Source organism: Pseudomonas sp. NPDC096950 (genome assembly GCF_044762525.1).
Lineage (GTDB): Bacteria > Pseudomonadota > Gammaproteobacteria > Pseudomonadales > Pseudomonadaceae > Aquipseudomonas.
In genome coordinates this window covers 19,649-37,541 of the sequence record NZ_JBIWEL010000008.1, presented here as the reverse complement: position 1 = coordinate 37,541, position 17,893 = coordinate 19,649, and the positions used below count along the sequence as shown (strand labels likewise).

The window sequence follows — 17,893 nt, the reverse complement described above, 5'->3', positions numbered from 1 at the left end:
GCTACGCCCCCAAGACACTTTGCCCACACACCCGCAACGCCTGCCCGGTAAACGCGCCGGTGCCCGGTTGCGCCAGCCAGGCCACCGCTTCGGCGACGTCTTGCGGCAAGCCGCCCTGGCCCAGGGAACTCATGCGCCGCCCGGCCTCACGCAGGCCGAATGGAATGTGCGCAGTCATCTGGGTTTCGATAAACCCCGGCGCCACCGCGTTAATGCTGATGCCCCGCTCATGCAGCAGCGGCGCCCAGGACTGGGCCAGACCGATCAGCCCGGCCTTGCTCGCGGCGTAATTGGTTTGCCCACGATTGCCAGCGATGCCGCTGATGGAGGCCAGCAGAATCACCCGGCCGTTGTCGCGCAGGGTGCCGGCATCGAGCAGGGCCTTGGTCAGCACTTGCGGCGCATTGAGGTTGACCGCCAGCACGGCGTCCCAGAATTCCGGGGTCATGTTAGCCAGGGTTTTGTCCCGGGTGATGCCGGCGTTGTGGACCACGATGTCGATGCCGTCGGGCAAGTGTTCGATCAACTGCGCGGCGGCGTCTTCGGCGCAGATATCCAAGGTGATGCTTTGCCCACCGAGGCGTGCGGCGAGGGCTTCGAGGTCGGCCTTGGCCGGTGGCACGTCGAGCAGGATTACCTCGGCGCCGTCACGGGCCAGGGTTTCAGCAATCGAGGCGCCGATGCCGCGCGCGGCGCCCGTCACCAAGGCTTTGCGCCCGGACAACGGACGCGTCCAGTCCTGCACCGGCGTATCGCAAGCGACCAGGCGAATCACTTGCCCGGATACAAATGCGCTTTTGGGCGAGAGGAAAAACCGCAGCGGGCCTTCCAGTTGATCCTCGGCCCCTTCGCCGACGTAAATCAATTGCAAGGTGCCGCCGCTGCGCAGTTCTTTGGCGAGGGAACGGCTGAAGCCTTCGAGTGCACGCTGGACACTGGAGGCGATCGGATCGCTGAGGCTCTCCGGTGCCCGTCCCAGGATTACTACGTGCGCGCTGCTATCGAGGTTTTTCATCAGCGGCTGGAAAAACTCGCGCAGTTGCTTGAGTTGATCGGTTTGCACCAGGTGGCTGGCGTCAAACACCACAGCCTTGAGTTTCGGGCCGTGGCCGGGAATCCACGCGGTGGCCAGGGATGGCTCGGCGCCGTAGCTGTAGATCGCATCGGTCAGGCGGTTGGCGAACACGCTGATATTTTCCGCCAGCGGCCCGCCGCCAATCAGCAGTGCCCCTTCGACCGGTCGCAGGCGCCCGGCCTGCCAGCGCTCCAGACGCACCGGCGACGGCAGGCCCAAGGCCCCGACCAGACGGTGGCCGATGGACGAATTGGCGAAGTCGATATAACGGTCTGACATGGAACGCACTCCGGCAGCTGGGGTTCAAAGTGTGGACCACGAATGGCGATCAGTCGTTCGATCCACGAGATTAGGCCTACGCTTGAACACAGGTGATTGATGTGTAGCAGGACTTTCAGCGAAATGCAGACCCTGTGGGAGCGGGCTTGCTCGCGAAGGGGCCTGCACATTCAACATGTTTATTGACTGACCCACCGCTTTCGCGAGCAAGCCCGCTCCCACAGGGGATCGCATTCACCAATAATTTTTAGAAGGAGTTTTTCATGACCCAGCTGCGCCGCGTCGCGATCATTGGCGGTAACCGTATCCCTTTCGCCCGTTCCAATGGGCCGTACGCCACCGCCAGTAACCAGGCGATGCTCACCGCAGCGCTCGAAGGCTTGATCGAACGCTTCAACCTGCACGGTTTGCGCATGGGCGAAGTGGCGGCGGGGGCGGTGCTCAAGCATTCCCGGGATTTCAACCTGACCCGCGAATGCGTGCTCGGCTCGCGGCTGTCGCCGACTACCCCGGCCTACGACATCCAGCAAGCCTGCGGCACGGGCCTGGAAGCGGCGTTGCTGGTGGCGAATAAAATCGCCCTCGGCCAAATCGAGTGCGGCATTGCCGGCGGCGTCGATACCACGTCCGATGCGCCGATCGGCATCAACGAAGGCCTGCGCAAAATCCTCCTGCAAGCCAACCGCGCCAAGACCACCGCCGACAAACTGAAAACTTTCCTGCAACTGCGTCCCGGCCACCTGATCCCCGAATTCCCGCGCAACGGTGAACCGCGCACCGGCCTGTCCATGGGCCAACACTGCGAATTGATGGCCCAGACCTGGAACATCCCCCGCGCCGAGCAGGACCAGTTGGCCCTCGAAAGCCATCAAAAACTGGCGGCGTCCTACACCGAAGGCTGGCACAACGACCTGATGACGCCGTTCCTCGGCCTCACCCGCGACAACAACCTGCGCCCGGACCTGACCCTGGAAAAACTCGCCTCGCTCAAACCGGCGTTCGAGAAAAGCGCCAAGGGCACCATGACCGCCGGCAACTCCACGCCGCTGACCGATGGCGCGTCGCTGGTGTTGCTGGGCAGTGAAGAGTGGGCCAAGGAACGCGGCTTGCCGATCCTCGCCTATTTGCGCGATGGCGAAGCGGCGGCGGTGGATTTCGTCAACGGCGCCGAAGGGCTGCTGATGGCGCCGGTGTATGCCGTACCGCGTTTGCTGGCCCGTAATGGCCTGACCTTGCAGGACTTCGACTACTACGAAATCCACGAAGCCTTCGCGGCGCAGGTGCTGTGCACGTTGAAGGCCTGGGAAGATCCCGACTACTGCAAAACCCGCCTCGGCCTCGACGCGCCGCTGGGCTCCATTGATCGCAGCCGACTCAACGTCAAGGGCAGTTCGCTGGCGGCGGGACATCCGTTTGCGGCCACCGGTGGGCGCATCGTCGCTAACCTGGCGAAGCTGCTGGATGCGGCGGGCAAGGGGCGAGGGTTGATCTCGATTTGTGCGGCGGGCGGCCAGGGCGTCACGGCAATCATCGAACGCTGACCCCCGCACAATCCCTGTGGGAGCGGGCACAAGGAAAATTGTGTTTGTCAGGGCGGTCGAGTTGGCCTAACGTCGGCGTATCTGCCGTCCCGCGACATAAGGCTCATCAATGACGTCCAACGGACAACTTTCCCTCGAGCGCTCCATCCCCGCGCTGACCGCCTTACCGCGCCCATTGTTCGCCCGCGCCGAAAGCCTCAACGCCGGCTCCTGGACACCACCCCATCGCCACGACTGGGTGCAGTTTTCCTACGCCATCAGCGGCGTTCTCGGTGTGCACACCGCTGAAGGCAGTTTCTTCGCGCCACCGCAGTGGGGCATCTGGATTCCTGCCGATCTCGAACATCAAGTCGTCACCTCAATGCGCGCCGAGATGCGCAGCCTGTATGTACGCCGCGAGGATTGCGCCTGGGCTGACGGACGTTGCCGGGTGCTGGAAGTGACGCCGCTTGCTCGGGAGCTGATCAAGAGTTTTTGCCTGCTGCCGGTGGAGTATCCACAGGGCGACAGCCAGGAAGCGCGGCTGGTGAATGTGCTGCTGGATCAGTTGGCGAGTTTGCCTGAGGTCGAGTTCTCGCTACCTCTGCCCCGGCATGAACGCTTGCTCGGGTTGTGCAATGAACTGATCGAAAACCCGGAGCAGAACGTGACGTTGCAGGAGTGGGCGGCGCGGTTGGGCACTTCGGAGAAGACCCTGATGCGGTTGTTTCAGCGCGAGACGGGGCTGAGTTTTCGCGGCTGGCGTCAGCGTGCGCGGCTGCTGTCGTCGCTGAGTTTGCTGGAGGAGGGAGATAGCGTGACCAATGCCGCGCTGGCGTGCGGGTATGACTCGACGTCGGCGTTTATTGCCGCGTTCAAGGGGTTGTTCGGGTTTACCCCGGGGGAATTGTTTCGGCAGTAACACCACCGAACCAATGTGGGAGCGGACTTGCTCGCGAATGCGGTGTGTCAGCCGACATCAATGCCGCTGACACGCCGCATTCGCGAGCAAGCCCGCTCCCACAGGGGTATTGCGGTGTTTTGATCGTTCCCACGCTCCGCGTGGGAATGCAGCCCGGGGCGCTCCGCGTCCCATCCAAAGCCGAACGCGGAGCGTCCGTTGAGGCATTCCCACGCAGAGCGTGGGAACGGTCAAGCCAAACTTCAGGTCCTGAACCGTCGAACCAACCCATCCAGTTCATTCGACAACCCGGCCAGGCTCTGGGAATCCAGGCGCGCCGAGTTGGCCAGTTCCGCCACCAACTGCGCATCGCCATGAATCTGGCTGATGTGCCGATTGATGTCTTCCGCCACCTGATGCTGTTCTTCCGCAGCGGTCGCGATCTGCGTGTTCATGTCGCGGATCACATCCACCGACTCACGAATCTGCCCGAAGCTGCTGCGTGCTTCGCCAATGCGAGTCACGGATTGCTGCGACACTTCCAGGCTCGCATGCATCTGCTGGGTTACCTGGCTGGTGCGTTTCGCCAGGTTGCCGAGCAAGCCGTCGATCTCGGCAGTCGAGTCAGCCGTGCGTTTGGCCAGGGCGCGGACTTCATCCGCCACCACCGCAAACCCGCGACCCTGTTCACCGGCCCGGGCCGCTTCAATCGCGGCGTTCAGTGCCAGCAGGTTGGTTTGTTCGGCAATTGAGCGAATGGTCCCGAGAATCGACTGAATGTCATTGCTGTCGCGCTCAAGCTGTTGCATCGACTGGGCTGACGATTCGATTTCCTGGCTCAAGCGATCGACGCTGGTCACCGCAGCATCAATCTGCTGCTGACCTTCCCGGGCCTGGCGCTGGCCACTGTCGGCCGACTCGGCGGCCTGGCTGCAGGAGCGGGCGACTTCGTTGGCGGTGGCGACCATTTCGTGGAACGCCGTGGACACCATGTCCACCGCTTCACGCTGGCGCCCGGCGGCTTCGGCCATGTCGCTGGAAACACGGGTCGAGCTCTGGGAGGTGGCGAGGATTTTGTTCGCGGCGCCGCCGATGCTCTGGATCAGGTTGCGAATCGCCGCCAGGAACTGGTTGAACCAACTGGCCAGTTGCGCGGTTTCGTCGCTGCCACGGATTTCCAGATTCTTGGTCAGGTCGCCTTCACCTTGGGCGATGCCTTCCAGACCGCTGGCCACGCTACTGATCGGACGCACGATAACGCGGGCGAAACTGGCGCCGACGATGGCGAAGAACACCGCCAGCACTGCGGCAATGCCTGCGATCAGCCAGGTCAGTTGGGTGGCCGAGCTCATCACGTCGGCTTGCTTGATCAGGCCGATAAAGGTCCAGCCCAGTTGCTCCGACGGCCAGACGTTGGCCATGTAGCGTTCACCGTTCAGCTCGACTTCCACCAGGCCTTTGCCGGCCTTGGCCAGTTGCGCGTAACCCTCGCCGAGGCTGCTCAGGGCCTTGAAGTTGTGTTCAGGTTGTTTCGGATCGACCAGCACGGTGCCGCTGTTTTCCAGCAGCATCAGGTAGCCGGTTTCGCCGAGCTTGATCTGTTTGACGATTTCGGTGAGCTGCTTGAGCGTCACGTCAATGCTGACCACGCCGCCGTTGGTGCCCAACTTGTTATCGATGGTGCGCACGGTGCTGACGTAGGACGCGTCATCCTGGGCCCAGTAATAGGCCTCGGTACGAAACGGCTTGCCGGGTTTGGCCTGCGCCGCTTTGTACCAGGGACGCTGGCGCGGGTCGTAGTTGTTCAGTTTTGCGTCGTCCGGCCAGGACACATAACCACCGGCCGCGGTGCCGACGATCGCGTAGGCGTAGGACGGATGGGTGTTGCCCAGGTCCTGGAGCAGCGTGAAGACCTTTTTGTCCATCTCGCCCTGAGGAATGCTCTCGGCGTTGGCGGCCATGTAGGTCTTGAGGCTATCGTCGGTGTTTTTGATCAGCGGCTGGGAGGCCAGGTAATCGACGTTCTGGCTGATGCCGTCGAAAAACAGCTGCATGGCATTCGCGACCTGGCGGATCTCGCGACCACTGCCGTCGACGAAGTCGTCCTTGGCATCGCTGCGCAAGTTCATCACGACCAGGGTGGCGACCAGCACCACCGGCAAGCAGGCGATGATTGCAAACGCCCACGTCAATTTCTGTTTGATGTTCATCCGCGCTCCAGATTTTCTTGTAGGCCCACGCAGTGCAGATGACTCGCGGATTATTGGCAGCCGAAAACGGTATTGATCGACTCGGTTCCTTGAGGGCGGCATCGTCGTTTTAGTCGGGACGATTGTCGGACAAATCCTTTTCTCTCTTAGGACTTCGGCTGAAAAAACGGGAAATTGAGGACCGTTGAGAAAAAACCTACAAATAGGAGGAATACGGATGTCAGCTTCTGTCGTAAATGCCCTGTCATCCCTTCGCCAACAAGTGTCGATGGCTCGGCTATGATCTCCACCGGTCGATGAACGGCGCAGGATTTTCCGGTTAAATTCGGCACATTGTGTGCATCCGCCATGTTCATAGGTCGGTAACCCCTCCCCGAGGTGCGAGGATTGCCGTATAACGAATGACTTTCGCGTGTTTGGTAATAAAGGACCCACAATAAAAGCTGATGAAGACTCCAAAACGCATTGAACCCCTGATCGAGGACGGTCTGGTCGACGAGGTGCTGCGCCCACTCATGAGTGGTAAAGAAGCAGCTGTTTATGTGGTGCGCTGCGGTAACGAGCTACGTTGCGCGAAGGTCTACAAGGAGGCGAATAAACGCAGTTTCCGGCAGGCGGCCGAGTACCAGGAAGGCCGCAAGGTCCGTAACAGCCGCCAGGCTCGGGCGATGGCCAAGGGTTCCAAGTTCGGCAAGAAAGAAACCGAGGACGCCTGGCAGAACGCCGAAGTGGCGGCCCTGTTTCGTCTGGCCGGCGCCGGTGTGCGAGTGCCCAAGCCGTATGACTTCCTCGAAGGCGTACTGCTGATGGAGCTGGTGGCCGATGAATACGGCGATGCCGCGCCGCGTCTGAACGACGTGGTGCTGGAACCGGACCAGGCCCGTGAATACCACACGTTCCTGATTTCCCAGATCGTACTGATGTTGTGTACCGGTCTGGTGCACGGTGACCTTTCGGAGTTCAACGTACTGTTGACCCCGACCGGCCCGGTCATCATCGACCTGCCCCAGGCCGTGGACGCAGCGGGTAACAACCACGCGTTCAACATGCTGGAGCGGGACGTGGGCAACATGGCGTCCTACTTCGGGCGGTTTGCGCCGGAGTTGAAAAAGACCAAGTACGCCAAGGAAATGTGGGCCCTGTACGAAGCCGGCACCTTGCACCCGGCCAGCATATTGACCGGTGAGTTCGATGAGCCGGAAGAGTTGGCCGACGTGGGCGGTGTCATCCGCGAAATCGAGGCTGCACGCCTGGATGAAGAGCGCAAGCAAGCGGTGCGCGCGGCGGATGATGCGCCACCGAGTAAAACCGAAGAACCGCCTCCGCCCTGGATGCAGTGATTGGTTAAAAAGCCCGGCTTCGGCCGGGTTTTTTGTGCCTGCCTGGCGCCAAACCTCCACCCACCGAAGATCCACTGTGGGAGCGGGCTTGCTCGCGAAGAGGGAGTGTCAGACGACATCAATGCAGCTGACACACCGCCTTCGCGAGCAAGCCCGCTCCCACACTGACTCGGTGACGATCACAGTTATTGTGAACACCACATGTCCCCTGTGGGAGCGAGCCTGCTCGCGAAAGGGTTGTCAGATCCAACACCTCTGCTGACTGACACACCGCTTTCGCGAGCAGGCTCGCTCCCACATACTCCTGTTCTTCGTGATCCCCCCCACACTCAAGGATTGAATGTGAACATCCCGTCCACCCGCAACGCCCACCTGATCATCACCGCCCGTCTGATCTCGGATTTCGGCGCGTTCCTCAACATGGTCGCCCTGGCCACTTACGTCTACGTGCTGAGCAACAGCGCCATGAGCGTGGCGATTTTCCTGGCCAGCCGCGTGGCCGGGGGGATTTTTGCCAGTCTGATCGGCACCCCGTTCTATCGTCGCTGGTCCGGGCGCCTGCCGCTGATCGCCTTCGATTTACTGCGCGCCGGGGTGCTCGGCCTGTTGCTGATCCTGCCGGTAGCCCAGCAAGCGCTGTTGCTCCCGGTGATTGCCTTCGGCCTGGGCTTCGGTAATTCGATGTTCGCCATCGGGCTTAACAGCCAGTTGCCGAACCTGATTGACCGCGAACACTTGCTCAAGACCAACGCCTGGATCACTTCGGCGGCGTCGATTGCGATGGTCGCTGGCAGTCTGGTGGCGGGATTGGTCGTCGCGGCGTTTGGTTTTGAAGCAGTGTTCGCGCTGAACGTGGTCACGTACCTGCTGGCGGCATTGCTGCTGGTGCCGCTGCGATTTGGTGCAGCGGCCACCGATGCTGAATCAAAACCTGAACGTGGAGAATGGTCGGCGCTGCTGCAAGGCTTGCGCTCCGCCCCGGTATTGGCAGCGATGCTCGCAGTGGCTATGGCCGACACTCTTGGCAGCGCGGCGCACAACGTCGGGTTCCCGATCATCTCCCGGCTGCTGACACCAGAATCCGCCAGCACCACACTGGGCTTGATGCTGGCGGTCTGGGCCAGCGGCAAACTCATCGGCGCGCGGATCGCCAGCCGCCTCAAGGGCTCGGACAACATCAACCTGGAGCGGCGTTTTTTCTACGGCGTGATGCTGATGTCCTGCGGCTTCATCCTGATGTTCCAGCAACAAACCCTCTACGGTTTGCTGCTGTTCTCGTTGCCCGCCGGGCTGGGCGACGGATTTTCCGAAGTCGGTCTGATGTCGCGCCTGCAACGGGAGCCGGACCACCTGCGTCTGCCGATCTTCAGCTTCCTGACCTTGCTGCAAATGACCGGGTTCGGCATCGGCATGCTGATCGCCGCACCGTTCTACGCCTGGTGGACCCCCGGCGCGGTGGTGCTGTTGTTCCACGGTATTCCCCTCACCACGTTGCTGGTGGTGAAGGGTTTGTCCGTCAGGCGCGGGCAGGTTCGGCGCAGCAACCCGACGCCAGCTCCTTGAGGATCGGGCAGTCCGGACGGTGGTCGCCGTGACAGTGCTCGACCAGGTCCTGCAAGGTGTCGCGCAACTGGCCGAGTTCGCGGATCTTCTGGTTCAGTTCGTCGATGTGCTGACGGGCCAGGGCTTTCACATCGGCGCTGGCCCGCTGGCGATCCTGCCAGAGTGTCAGCAGCTTGCCGACTTCTTCCAGTGAAAATCCGAGATCCCGGGAGCGTTTGATAAAGGCCAGCGTGTGCAGATCATCGTCGCCGTACACCCGGTAACCGCTGTCGGTGCGATGGGCAGCCTTGAGCAAGCCAATGGATTCGTAATAACGGATCATCTTCGCGCTCAGGCCGCTGTGGCGGGCCGCTTGGCCGATGTTCATCGGTTGTCCTCCAGATCCTTGGGTTTCCAGGTTTTCAACAGTAGCGCATTGCTCACCACGCTGACGCTCGACAGTGCCATGGCCGCGCCGGCCAGCACCGGGTTGAGGAAGCCGAACGCCGCCAACGGAATGCCGATCAGGTTGTAAACGAAGGCCCAGAACAGGTTCTGGCGGATCTTCGCGTAGGTCTTGCGACTGATCTCCAGCGCCGCCGGCACCAGCCGTGGATCGCCGCGCATCAGGGTTATCCCGGCGGCGTGCATCGCCACATCGGTGCCGCCGCCCATGGCGATGCCAATGTCTGCGGCGGCCAGCGCCGGGGCGTCGTTGATGCCGTCGCCGACCATCGCCACCACGCCGGTTTTCTTCAGTTCGGTGACGGTGGCGGCCTTGTCCGCTGGGAGGACTTCGGCGTGCACATCTTTAATCCCCAACGCTTCGGCGACGACTTTGGCGCTGCCACGGTTGTCGCCGGTCAGCAGGTGGCTGCTGATGTTGCGCGCGCTGAGTTGTTGCACCGCTTGCAGGGCGCCGGGCTTGAGGGTGTCGCCGAAAGCGAACAGGCCGAGCACGCGAGATTCGGGGCTTTGCTCGATCAGCCAGGACAGGGTCCGACCTTCGGTTTCCCAAGCTTTAGCGGAATCGGCCAGTGAACCGGCGCTCAAACTGCTTTCTTCCAGGAGGCGACGATTACCCAGTGCCAACCGGCGACCGTCGAGCGTGCCGGCAATACCGCGCCCGGTCAGCGATTGACTGTCAGTGACATCCGCCACGTCCAACCCGCGTTCGGTGCAGACATCCAGCACTGCCTTGGCCAATGGGTGTTCGCTGCCCCGTTGCAGCGCGCCGGCCATTTGCAGCAGGGCGGCTTCGTCGCCGTCCAGCGCACTCAAATGAGCGATACGCGGTGCGCCGGAAGTCAGGGTGCCGGTCTTGTCGAACACTACGGCGCTGACTTCATGGGCGCGTTCCAGCGCTTCGGCGTCCTTGATCAAAATCCCGTAGCGCGCCGCGACGCCGGTGCCGGCCATGATCGCGGTCGGCGTGGCCAGGCCCAAGGCGCAAGGGCAGGCGATCACCAACACCGCGACGGCGTTGATCAACGCGGTTTCGATCGGCGCGCCGTACAGCCACCAGCCGATCAAGGTCGCCAGCGCCAGGACCAACACTGTCGGTACGAACACCTGGCTGACTTTATCCACCAGTTTCTGGATCGGTGCTTTCGCCGCCTGGGCGTCTTCCACCAGACGAATGATCCGCGCCAACACGGTTTCCGCGCCGAGGGCCAAGGTGCGCACCAGCAAGCGGCCTTCGCCATTGATCGCGCCGCCGGTGACCTTGTCGCCGGGTTGTTTCGGCACTGGCAGGCTTTCGCCGCTGATCAGCGCTTCGTCGGCATGGCTCTGGCCTTCCACCACTTCGCCGTCCACCGGGAAACGTTCGCCGGGTTTGACCATCACCAGATCATTCAGACGCAGGGCACTGATGGCGACGTCTTGTTCGCGGCCATCGATCACTTGAATCGCCCGTTCTGGCCGTAGCGCTTCGAGTGCGCGAATGGCGCTGGCAGTCTGGCGTTTGGCGCGGCTTTCCAGGTATTTGCCCAGCAAGACCAACGCAATCACCACCGCCGAGGCTTCGAAATACAGATGCGGCATGCGCCCGGCGGCGGTGGCCCATTCATAAAGGCTCAAGCCATAACCGGCGCTGGTGCCCAGGGCGACGAGTAAGTCCATGTTGCCAGCACCGGCGCGCACGGCTTTCCACGCCGCCACGTAAAACCGCGCACCGAAGATGAATTGCACTGGCGTGGCCAAGGCGAACTGCGCCCAGGCCGGCAACATCCAGTGCATGCCGAACGGTTGCAGCAACATCGGCAGCACCAGTGGCAAAGCCAGGGCGATGGCCGCGAGCAAGATCCAGCGCTCACGTTGCAGGCGAGTTTGTTGATTGTCGGTGGGGTGTTCGACTTCCCAGACGCTGGCCGAGTAACCGGCCTTGGTCACGGCGGCGATCAGGGTTTGCGGATCGACCTGGCCGAGCAATTCGAGGTGGGCGCGTTCGTTGGCCAGGTTGACGCTGACGCTCTTCACGCCGGGCACCTTGGTCAGCGCCCGTTCGACCCGGCCGACACAGGAGGCGCAAGTCATGCCGTCGATGCTCAATTCCAGGCTCTGCTGCGGCACGCTGTAGCCGGCCTGCTGCACCGCGTCCATCAGGGCTGGCAGGCTGTCGCTGGGGGCCTGGATGCGCGCCTGTTCCGTGGCCAGGTTGACGCTGACCGCGGTGGCGCCGATGACTTTGCTCAAGGCACGCTCGACACGCCCCGCGCAACTGGCGCAGGTCATGCCGGCAATCGGCAGATCGAAAGTGGTGGATTCGGACATCGGTCACGCTCCCTGTAGAAAGTGCCTACAGGATCAACCTTGCCATGCGGGCAAGGTCAAGCGCGAATCTTTAAATGTGGGAGCGGGCTTGCTCGCGAAGGCGGACTGTCAGTCGACATCATCGTAGACTGACACACCGCTTTCGCGAGCAAGCCCGCTCCCACAGGGTTCGGTGATTAATATTCGAGGGCAGCGGGTTTGAGGTACATCCCTTCCTGCGTCATCGCGATCCGGAACTTCAACACATCGCCAGCCTTGAGGGTGATGTTCTGCGAGCCCGGCGCCAGCATTCCTGCGTTGCAGCCCGGCGCCTGGCCCGGCAGCAGTTTCAGGCGCAGGGACACATTGCCCGGCGGCAGGTTGAACGAGGTGCTCTGTTCCTGGAACAGCCGCGCCGACAACTGGTCCTGGATGTACACGCCAATCTCGCAGGAGGTCGCGACTTCCAGGCGCTCGCGGGAAATGATCAGGACGCCGTAATCTTCCCCGGCGGCATTGGCCGAAGGCAGGGCGGCGAAAAGGCTGAGGAAGCCAAACAGGCTGAGAGCTGACCAGCGCATGGCTGAATCTCCTGAGGTCGAGTCATTGATGATGCAGCTTGGCCGAGCGCGCCGGCGAATGCCAGCCCGGCAGTTTATTCCAGAACTTGACCTTGCCATGGTGGCAAGCTGGAGACTGCCCGCAGTGTTATTAAAAAGCCTCACTCAAGGAGTCATTCCATGCAAGTGTTCAATGTTCAAGGCATGTCCTGCGGTCACTGCGTCAAGGCCATCACCCAAGCCCTGCAAGCGAAGGATCCGGCGGCCAGCGTGCGGGTTGATCTGGCGGCGAAGGAGGTTGGCGTTGAAAGCGCGTTGACCACTGAGCAAGTTATCGCGGCGATCACTGAAGAAGGTTATGACGCCAGGATTGCCTGAGGCCAAGCACAAATCCCCTTGTGGGAGCGGGCTTGCTCGCGAAGGCGGTGTGTCAGATACATAAATGTTGACTGACACTCCCTCTTCGCGAGCAAGCCCGCTCCCACAGGGGGTTGTGGTTATCTGACAGAAAGCAATTGCCTGAGGGTTTTTAATAGTTAGCGACCTATCGGAATGTTCAAGGCGTCCCCGCCCGGCTAGACTGTCGAGCTGCCGACCCACGCCCAACTGGATGCCCGATGAACTTCCGTACCATTCTGATTCTTGGCGCCCTGACCGCTTTCGGTCCGCTGGCGATCGATTTCTACTTGCCGGCGTTCCCGGCCATGGCGCTGGCGTTCGGCACCGACGAAAAACACGTGCAGATGACGCTGGCTGCGTATTTCCTCGGCTTGTCCATTGGTCAACTGCTCTACGGCCCGGTGGCGGATCGTTTCGGGCGGCGTATTCCTTTGCTGACTGGCGTCGGCTTGTTCACGGCGGCATCTCTGGCCTGCGCATTCGCACCGAATCTGGAATGGCTGATGGGCGCGCGTTTCATTCAGGCCCTGGGCGGTTGCGCGGGGATGGTGATTTCCCGGGCGGTGGTCAGCGATAAATGCGATGCGGTGGGCTCGGCAAAAGTTTTTTCGCAACTGATGCTGGTGATGGGACTCGCACCGATCCTGGCACCGATGCTCGGCGGGCTGTTGGTCAATACCACGGGCTGGCAGTCGATCTTCCTGGTACTCACCGGGTTCAGCGCCCTGGCTGCACTGGCCGTGGCCCTCGGGTTGCCGGAAAGCCTGCCGGACTATGTGCCGCGTCAGCCGTTGAAAGGCGCATTGCGACAGTACGGTCGGTTGCTGGCCGATCCGGTCTACCTTGGCCACGCCCTGACCGGCGGTCTTGCCGTCGCCGGGATGTTTGCCTACATCTCCGGTTCGCCGTTTGTCTTCATTAAGCTGTACGGCGTGCCGGCCGAGCATTTCGGCTGGCTGTTCGGCACCAACGCGGCCGGGTTCATTCTGGTGGCGCAGGTCAACGCGCGGCTGCTGGCCAAGCGTGGTCCGGCGTTCCTGCTGGCGCGCGCGGTATGGGTTTATCTGGGTGCGGGCCTGACGTTGCTCGCGGTCAGCTCACTGCACACCGAACAACTATGGCCGCTGCTGATTCCATTGTTTGTCTGCATCGCCAGCCTCGGTTGCATCCTGCCCAACGCTTCGGCCTGCGCCATGAACGGACAGGGCACCCGCGCCGGCAGTGCGTCGGCGCTGCTCGGGTGCCTGCAATTCAGCATCGCCGCCGGGGCGGCATCGCTGGTAGGGGGTTTACACGATGGCAGCGCCATGCCGATGGCCATGGTCATCAGCCTGTGCGGAATTCTGGTGGTGAGCGCCGCGATGCTCACCCGACGTTTGCAAAATGCCCGGGCACTGGCCCAAGCCGCGGTCTGAAACCGGATTTAGCCAGCGGCACGCTGCTGGCGGTCGGGGATTTGATGAGGGGCGTGGAGTCGCGCTTCAAGGGTACGGGTGAAGGCGCGCGCTTCAGCTTCGCTGCGGAACGTGACGGCGTGTTGGTCGAGACGGACTTGCCACTGGGATGTTGCCACTTCTTTTATCAGGATCTTCATTGCTGACCTCCTTAAGTAAAAGACTGTGTCGCAGAGGACTCGATTGTAGACCCGAATACGATCGCAATTGTGACAACGGTCAACTCTCAGACTGACGGTTTGTAAGATCAAAAGATCGCAGCCTTCGGCAGCCCTACAGGGATCGGCGTAAACCCGGATCCTGTAGGAGCTGGCGCAGCCTGCGATCTTTTGATCTGGGGGTTAAAACCCTTCCAGCACAATCTTGCCCTTGGCCTTGCCGCTCTCCAGCAGTTCATGGGCGCGGCGCAGGTTGCTCGCGTTGATCGTGCCGAAGTGCTCGCCCACCGTGGTCTTCAACGTACCGGCATCGATCAGCTCGGCGATACGGTTGAGCAGTTTGTGCTGCTCGATCATGTCGGCAGTCTCGAACAGCGAGCGGGTGTACATGAATTCCCAGTGCAGCGAAATGCTCTTGCGCTTGAGCTTGGTCACGTCCAGCGCCTTCGGGTCATCGATCAGCGCCAGTTTGCCCTGGGGTGCCAAGGCTTCGACCAGTTGATCCAGATGCTCATCGGTCTGGGTCAGGCTGGCGACGTGGGTTACGTGCTTGATGTCCGCACGCTTGAGTTCTTCGCTCAGCGGTTGGCTATGATCGATCACCAGGTCGGCGCCCAACTCACGCACCCAGTCCTGGGTTTGTGGACGGGACGCGGTGCCGATGACTTTCAACCCAGTGAGCTGACTGGCAAGTTGGGTCAGAATCGAGCCCACGCCACCGGCCGCGCCGACGATCAGCAGGCTCTGGCCTTCATCGGTGTTGCCTTCGCGTACTTGCAGGCGTTCGAACAACAATTCCCACGCGGTGATCGCGGTCAGCGGCAGCGCGGCGGCTTCGGCGAATCCGAGGGATTTTGGCATGTGCCCGACAATCCGCTCGTCCACCACATGCAACTCACTGTTGCCACCGGCACGGGCGATGGAGCCGGCGTAGAACACTTTGTCGCCGGCCTTGAACAGCGTCACGTCGCTGCCAACAGCCTTGACCACACCGGCCACGTCCCAGCCCAGTACTTTCGCCGCGCCGCCTTCAGGCTGGACGTTCTGCCGGACCTTGGTGTCCACCGGGTTCACCGAGATGGCTTTGACTTCCACCAGCAGGTCGCGGGGGCCGGCGACCGGTTCTGGCAGTTCGATGTCTTGCAGGGATTTGGCGTCGCTGATCGGCAGGGAGGCGTAGTAGGCAATCGCTTTCATAAAAGGGCTCCGTCGTAATAAAGGAAGAAATCAGGCCAGGGTGCGCAGGCGCTTGAGGTCGAAGTGTTCGAGAAAGTCGCCGGCCTTGGCGCGGAAGTTCTGGATGTGGGCGCTGGCGTCGTGGGCTTGCAGGGCTTCGTCGCTGCTCCATTGTTCGATCATGTAGAAGGCCAATGGGTTGGCGAGGTCCTGGTGCAAATCGTATTGACCGCAACCGGCCTCGGCGCGGGTTGGTTCCAGCAGCGCCCGCAGGTGCTGTTCGAGGGCGTCCTGCTGGCCGGGTTTGGCGATGAGGGTGGCGATAGCGGTAAACGGCTGGGACATGTTCGACTCCTGACGCTGAGTGATTTCGATGGGACAGATGATTGGCTATTTCCCGGCGAGATAAAACCCGCTAAAAGAGCAGTCTCTTTCAATATTTTTTTGATAATCGAGGCTGAGAATGCTGCGTTTCGATGACTTGCAGTTGTTTGTCCGGGCGGCGGACCTGGGCAGTCTGTCGGCGGCGGCACGGGTGATGGACATGTCGGCGGCGGTGGCTAGCGCAGCACTCAAGCGCATCGAACAGCAACTCGGCGCGCGGTTGTTGGCCCGCTCCACCCGCAGCCTGCGCCTCACCGCCGAAGGCGAGGGCTTCCTGGAATATGCGCGGGCGGCCCTGAGCAATCTGGATGAAGGCCGGCGTTTGCTGGCCAGCGGTCAGGATCAGGTCAGCGGGATTCTGCAACTGTCGGCGCCTTCGGATTTTGGTCGCAACCTGCTGCTGCCGTGGCTGGATGAGTTTCAGCGAGAGCATCCGAAGCTGACCGTGCGTTTGCTGCTGGGGGATCGCATCGCCGACCTGTTTCGCCAACCGGTGGACATCGCCCTGCGTTACGGCGAGCCGGAAGACTCAAGCCTGGTGGCGCTGCCCATCGCCCCGCAGAACCGTCGCGTGCTCTGCGCATCCCCCGACTACCTGGCCCGGCACGGCGAGCCCCGGCAACTGGAGCAACTGGCGCAGCACAATTGCCTGCTCTTTATGCTCGGTAGCCGGGTTCACGATCACTGGAGTTTCCACGATGGCAAACGTGAAGTCGGTTTGACGGTCAGCGGTGACCGTTTCAGCGATGACGCCGATGTGGTGCGCCTGTGGGCCGTGGCGGGGGCCGGGATCGCCTACAAGTCCTGGCTCGATGTCGGCGCCGATGTACTGGCCGGGCGCCTGAAAGTGCTGTTGCCGGAGTTGCTCTGTGAGCGTGCACCGCTGAATTTGCTGTGCGCCCATCGCGCACAATTGAGTAAGCCGGTGAACCTTTTGCGTGAAATGCTCGCCAGCCGATGCGCGAAATTGAGTAGTCAATTTCCGTCGTTACCGGGCACTGATCAATAGTCGCAGGCAAATAGCGAAATTTCTGTCACGAACTATCACCACCCGCGGCCTCCCAAGGGCAGGAACCGACGGTCAACCCGCTTATACTAGCGCCCGCCTCATGCCTGCACCGTCGAACCGGCCCGGACGCGCTCACAATCCAGCCGTCCTTGCCCAGGCGCCGGTCCGGGGGCTCGACTGAGCAAATGGTGTGGGTGACTTGCCTGACCGGGTTCATGGCGGTTTTCACGTCTTGGCCGACGACACATTACTGGTCAAGATGTCTGTGAGCAGTAGACGAAACGATTCAACAGGGAGTGAATACATGGAACATGCACCTTGCATCAGCCAGATCGCCACGCTGCTGGCTGACCCCAAGCGCAGCGCAATGATGTGGGCCTTGATGGATGGCACGGCGCGACAAACCGAAGAACTGGCCCTGCTGGCCGGGCTGTCGCCGTCTTCGGCCAGTGCACACCTGGGGCGTTTGTCCGCCGGAGGTCTGTTGAAAGTCGAAGAACGCGGGCGCAAGAGATTCTTCCGCCTGGCCGCTCCCGAAGTTGGCGCGGCCGTGGAGGCGCTGGCGAGTGCCACCCTGGCCAGCACGCCACGGGAAATTCCGCAGACGATCAAGCGCGGCAATCTATTGGGCAAACGCCAGGCCGCGCCATCGTCGCTGTTGCAGGCGCGCCTCTGCGACGACCACTTGGGCGGCACCCTGGCGGCCGACCTGTACCAGAGGCTGCTGGATGCCGGCTGGATCGAGCAGTTCGATCAGCGGGTCGCCATCACCCATAAGGGTTCCAAACAACTGGCCAGCCGTGGGGTATTCATCCAGGCCCTGGCACACCGCAACGGGCAAATTGCCTGTGCCTGCCCCGACTGGAGTGAGCGCCGTCCGCACCTGGGTGGCTCGCTGGGCGCGGCATTGTTGCAGTTGTTCATGCAGTCCGGCTGGTTGACCTTGCCCAACGATTCCCGGGCCTTGCAGATCACCGCGACCGGGCAGCGTGAAGTGCATCGCTTCGCCAGGGGGACCGAGCTGGAAATGGCGTAGTAGACGCGTCGAGACCGGCGTCTGAAGACTCGGACGTCGTTCAGGGTTTCGGACAGGTCGCATCCAGCAATAACCCACAGCCGCTATCGCGCACAC

Annotated in this window: 16 protein-coding genes and 1 pseudogene; 8 read left to right on the top strand and 9 right to left on the bottom strand. The window is 61.9% G+C overall.

What is annotated here, in order from left to right; genetic code table 11:
- Nucleotide 1: 1 nt before the first annotated feature.
- Complete coding sequence (locus ACIQY3_RS14785; RefSeq protein WP_403020553.1) at nucleotides 2-1,354, bottom strand: 3-oxoacyl-ACP reductase; 1,353 nt, start codon at nucleotides 1,352-1,354, stop codon at nucleotides 2-4.
- A 263-nt stretch (nucleotides 1,355-1,617) separates the two neighbouring features.
- On the opposite strand from ACIQY3_RS14785, the gene ACIQY3_RS14780 reads away from it, so the two are divergent.
- Together ACIQY3_RS14780 and ACIQY3_RS14775 are read left to right on the top strand one after the other, a co-directional pair.
- A complete protein-coding gene (locus ACIQY3_RS14780) occupies nucleotides 1,618-2,895 on the top strand; it encodes an acetyl-CoA C-acetyltransferase (protein WP_403020550.1) in 1,278 nt (425 codons plus the stop codon).
- 109 nt (nucleotides 2,896-3,004) lie between these two features.
- Nucleotides 3,005-3,796, top strand: coding sequence for a helix-turn-helix transcriptional regulator (locus tag ACIQY3_RS14775; RefSeq protein ID WP_213942304.1), 792 nt, complete (start codon nucleotides 3,005-3,007; stop codon nucleotides 3,794-3,796).
- 242 nt (nucleotides 3,797-4,038) lie between these two features.
- On the opposite strand, the gene ACIQY3_RS14770 is transcribed toward ACIQY3_RS14775, so the two are convergent.
- Together ACIQY3_RS14770 and ACIQY3_RS14765 are read right to left on the bottom strand one after the other, a co-directional pair.
- Nucleotides 4,039-4,767 carry a methyl-accepting chemotaxis protein gene (locus tag ACIQY3_RS14770; protein WP_401329489.1) on the bottom strand — a complete coding sequence of 243 codons (729 nt, stop codon included), beginning with the start codon at nucleotides 4,765-4,767 and terminating at the stop codon, nucleotides 4,039-4,041.
- 129 nt (nucleotides 4,768-4,896) lie between these two features.
- Nucleotides 4,897-5,904, bottom strand: a pseudogene (locus ACIQY3_RS14765) (cache domain-containing protein); the annotation flags it as partial.
- Nucleotides 5,905-6,431: 527 nt separating this feature from the next.
- On the opposite strand from ACIQY3_RS14765, the gene ACIQY3_RS14760 reads away from it, so the two are divergent.
- Both ACIQY3_RS14760 and ACIQY3_RS14755 read left to right on the top strand, forming a co-directional pair.
- Nucleotides 6,432-7,325, top strand: coding sequence for a PA4780 family RIO1-like protein kinase (locus tag ACIQY3_RS14760; RefSeq protein ID WP_403020547.1), 894 nt, complete (start codon nucleotides 6,432-6,434; stop codon nucleotides 7,323-7,325).
- Between the two features lie 348 nt (nucleotides 7,326-7,673).
- A complete protein-coding gene (locus ACIQY3_RS14755) occupies nucleotides 7,674-8,888 on the top strand; it encodes an MFS transporter (protein WP_403020896.1) in 1,215 nt (404 codons plus the stop codon).
- On the opposite strand, the gene cueR is transcribed toward ACIQY3_RS14755, so the two are convergent.
- The 3 genes from cueR to ACIQY3_RS14740 form a co-directional block, all read right to left on the bottom strand.
- Nucleotides 8,842-9,255, bottom strand: coding sequence for a Cu(I)-responsive transcriptional regulator (cueR, locus tag ACIQY3_RS14750; RefSeq protein WP_054043982.1), 414 nt, complete (start codon nucleotides 9,253-9,255; stop codon nucleotides 8,842-8,844). The genes ACIQY3_RS14755 and cueR overlap by 47 nt on opposite strands.
- Nucleotides 9,252-11,642: a heavy metal translocating P-type ATPase gene (locus ACIQY3_RS14745; protein ID WP_403020543.1), complete on the bottom strand. Its 2,391-nt coding sequence runs from the start codon at nucleotides 11,640-11,642 to the stop codon at nucleotides 9,252-9,254. The genes cueR and ACIQY3_RS14745 overlap by 4 nt, the downstream gene beginning before the upstream one ends.
- A gap of 176 nt (nucleotides 11,643-11,818) precedes the next feature.
- Nucleotides 11,819-12,202 carry a hypothetical protein gene (locus tag ACIQY3_RS14740; protein WP_054043980.1) on the bottom strand — a complete coding sequence of 128 codons (384 nt, stop codon included), beginning with the start codon at nucleotides 12,200-12,202 and terminating at the stop codon, nucleotides 11,819-11,821.
- 159 nt (nucleotides 12,203-12,361) lie between these two features.
- On the opposite strand from ACIQY3_RS14740, the gene ACIQY3_RS14735 reads away from it, so the two are divergent.
- On the top strand, nucleotides 12,362-12,559 hold the full coding sequence (locus tag ACIQY3_RS14735) for a cation transporter (RefSeq protein ID WP_403020541.1): 198 nt from the start codon (nucleotides 12,362-12,364) through the stop codon (nucleotides 12,557-12,559).
- Nucleotides 12,560-12,798: 239 nt separating this feature from the next.
- The gene (locus ACIQY3_RS14730) at nucleotides 12,799-13,995 is read left to right on the top strand and encodes a multidrug effflux MFS transporter (RefSeq protein WP_403020538.1); all 1,197 of its coding nucleotides are present in this window, start codon (nucleotides 12,799-12,801) and stop codon (nucleotides 13,993-13,995) included.
- Nucleotides 13,996-14,003: 8 nt separating this feature from the next.
- Here ACIQY3_RS14730 and ACIQY3_RS14725 read toward each other — a convergent pair whose 3' ends face one another.
- From ACIQY3_RS14725 to ACIQY3_RS14715, 3 genes are all read right to left on the bottom strand, one after another.
- Nucleotides 14,004-14,174 carry a hypothetical protein gene (locus ACIQY3_RS14725; RefSeq protein ID WP_166656054.1) on the bottom strand — a complete coding sequence of 57 codons (171 nt, stop codon included), beginning with the start codon at nucleotides 14,172-14,174 and terminating at the stop codon, nucleotides 14,004-14,006.
- 201 nt (nucleotides 14,175-14,375) lie between these two features.
- The gene (locus ACIQY3_RS14720) at nucleotides 14,376-15,389 is read right to left on the bottom strand and encodes a zinc-binding alcohol dehydrogenase family protein (RefSeq protein ID WP_403020536.1); all 1,014 of its coding nucleotides are present in this window, start codon (nucleotides 15,387-15,389) and stop codon (nucleotides 14,376-14,378) included.
- A 30-nt stretch (nucleotides 15,390-15,419) separates the two neighbouring features.
- A complete protein-coding gene (locus ACIQY3_RS14715) occupies nucleotides 15,420-15,713 on the bottom strand; it encodes a putative quinol monooxygenase (protein WP_213942103.1) in 294 nt (97 codons plus the stop codon).
- 118 nt (nucleotides 15,714-15,831) lie between these two features.
- Here ACIQY3_RS14715 and ACIQY3_RS14710 point away from each other — a divergent pair, with 118 nt between their 5' ends.
- Entirely contained in the window at nucleotides 15,832-16,761 is a 930-nt protein-coding gene (locus ACIQY3_RS14710; protein WP_403020533.1) for a LysR family transcriptional regulator, read from the top strand.
- Nucleotides 16,762-17,065: 304 nt separating this feature from the next.
- Nucleotides 17,066-17,797 (top strand): ArsR/SmtB family transcription factor, encoded by a 732-nt coding sequence (locus ACIQY3_RS14705; RefSeq protein ID WP_403020531.1) that lies wholly within the window; start codon nucleotides 17,066-17,068, stop codon nucleotides 17,795-17,797.
- The last annotated feature ends 96 nt before the right edge of the window (nucleotides 17,798-17,893 follow it).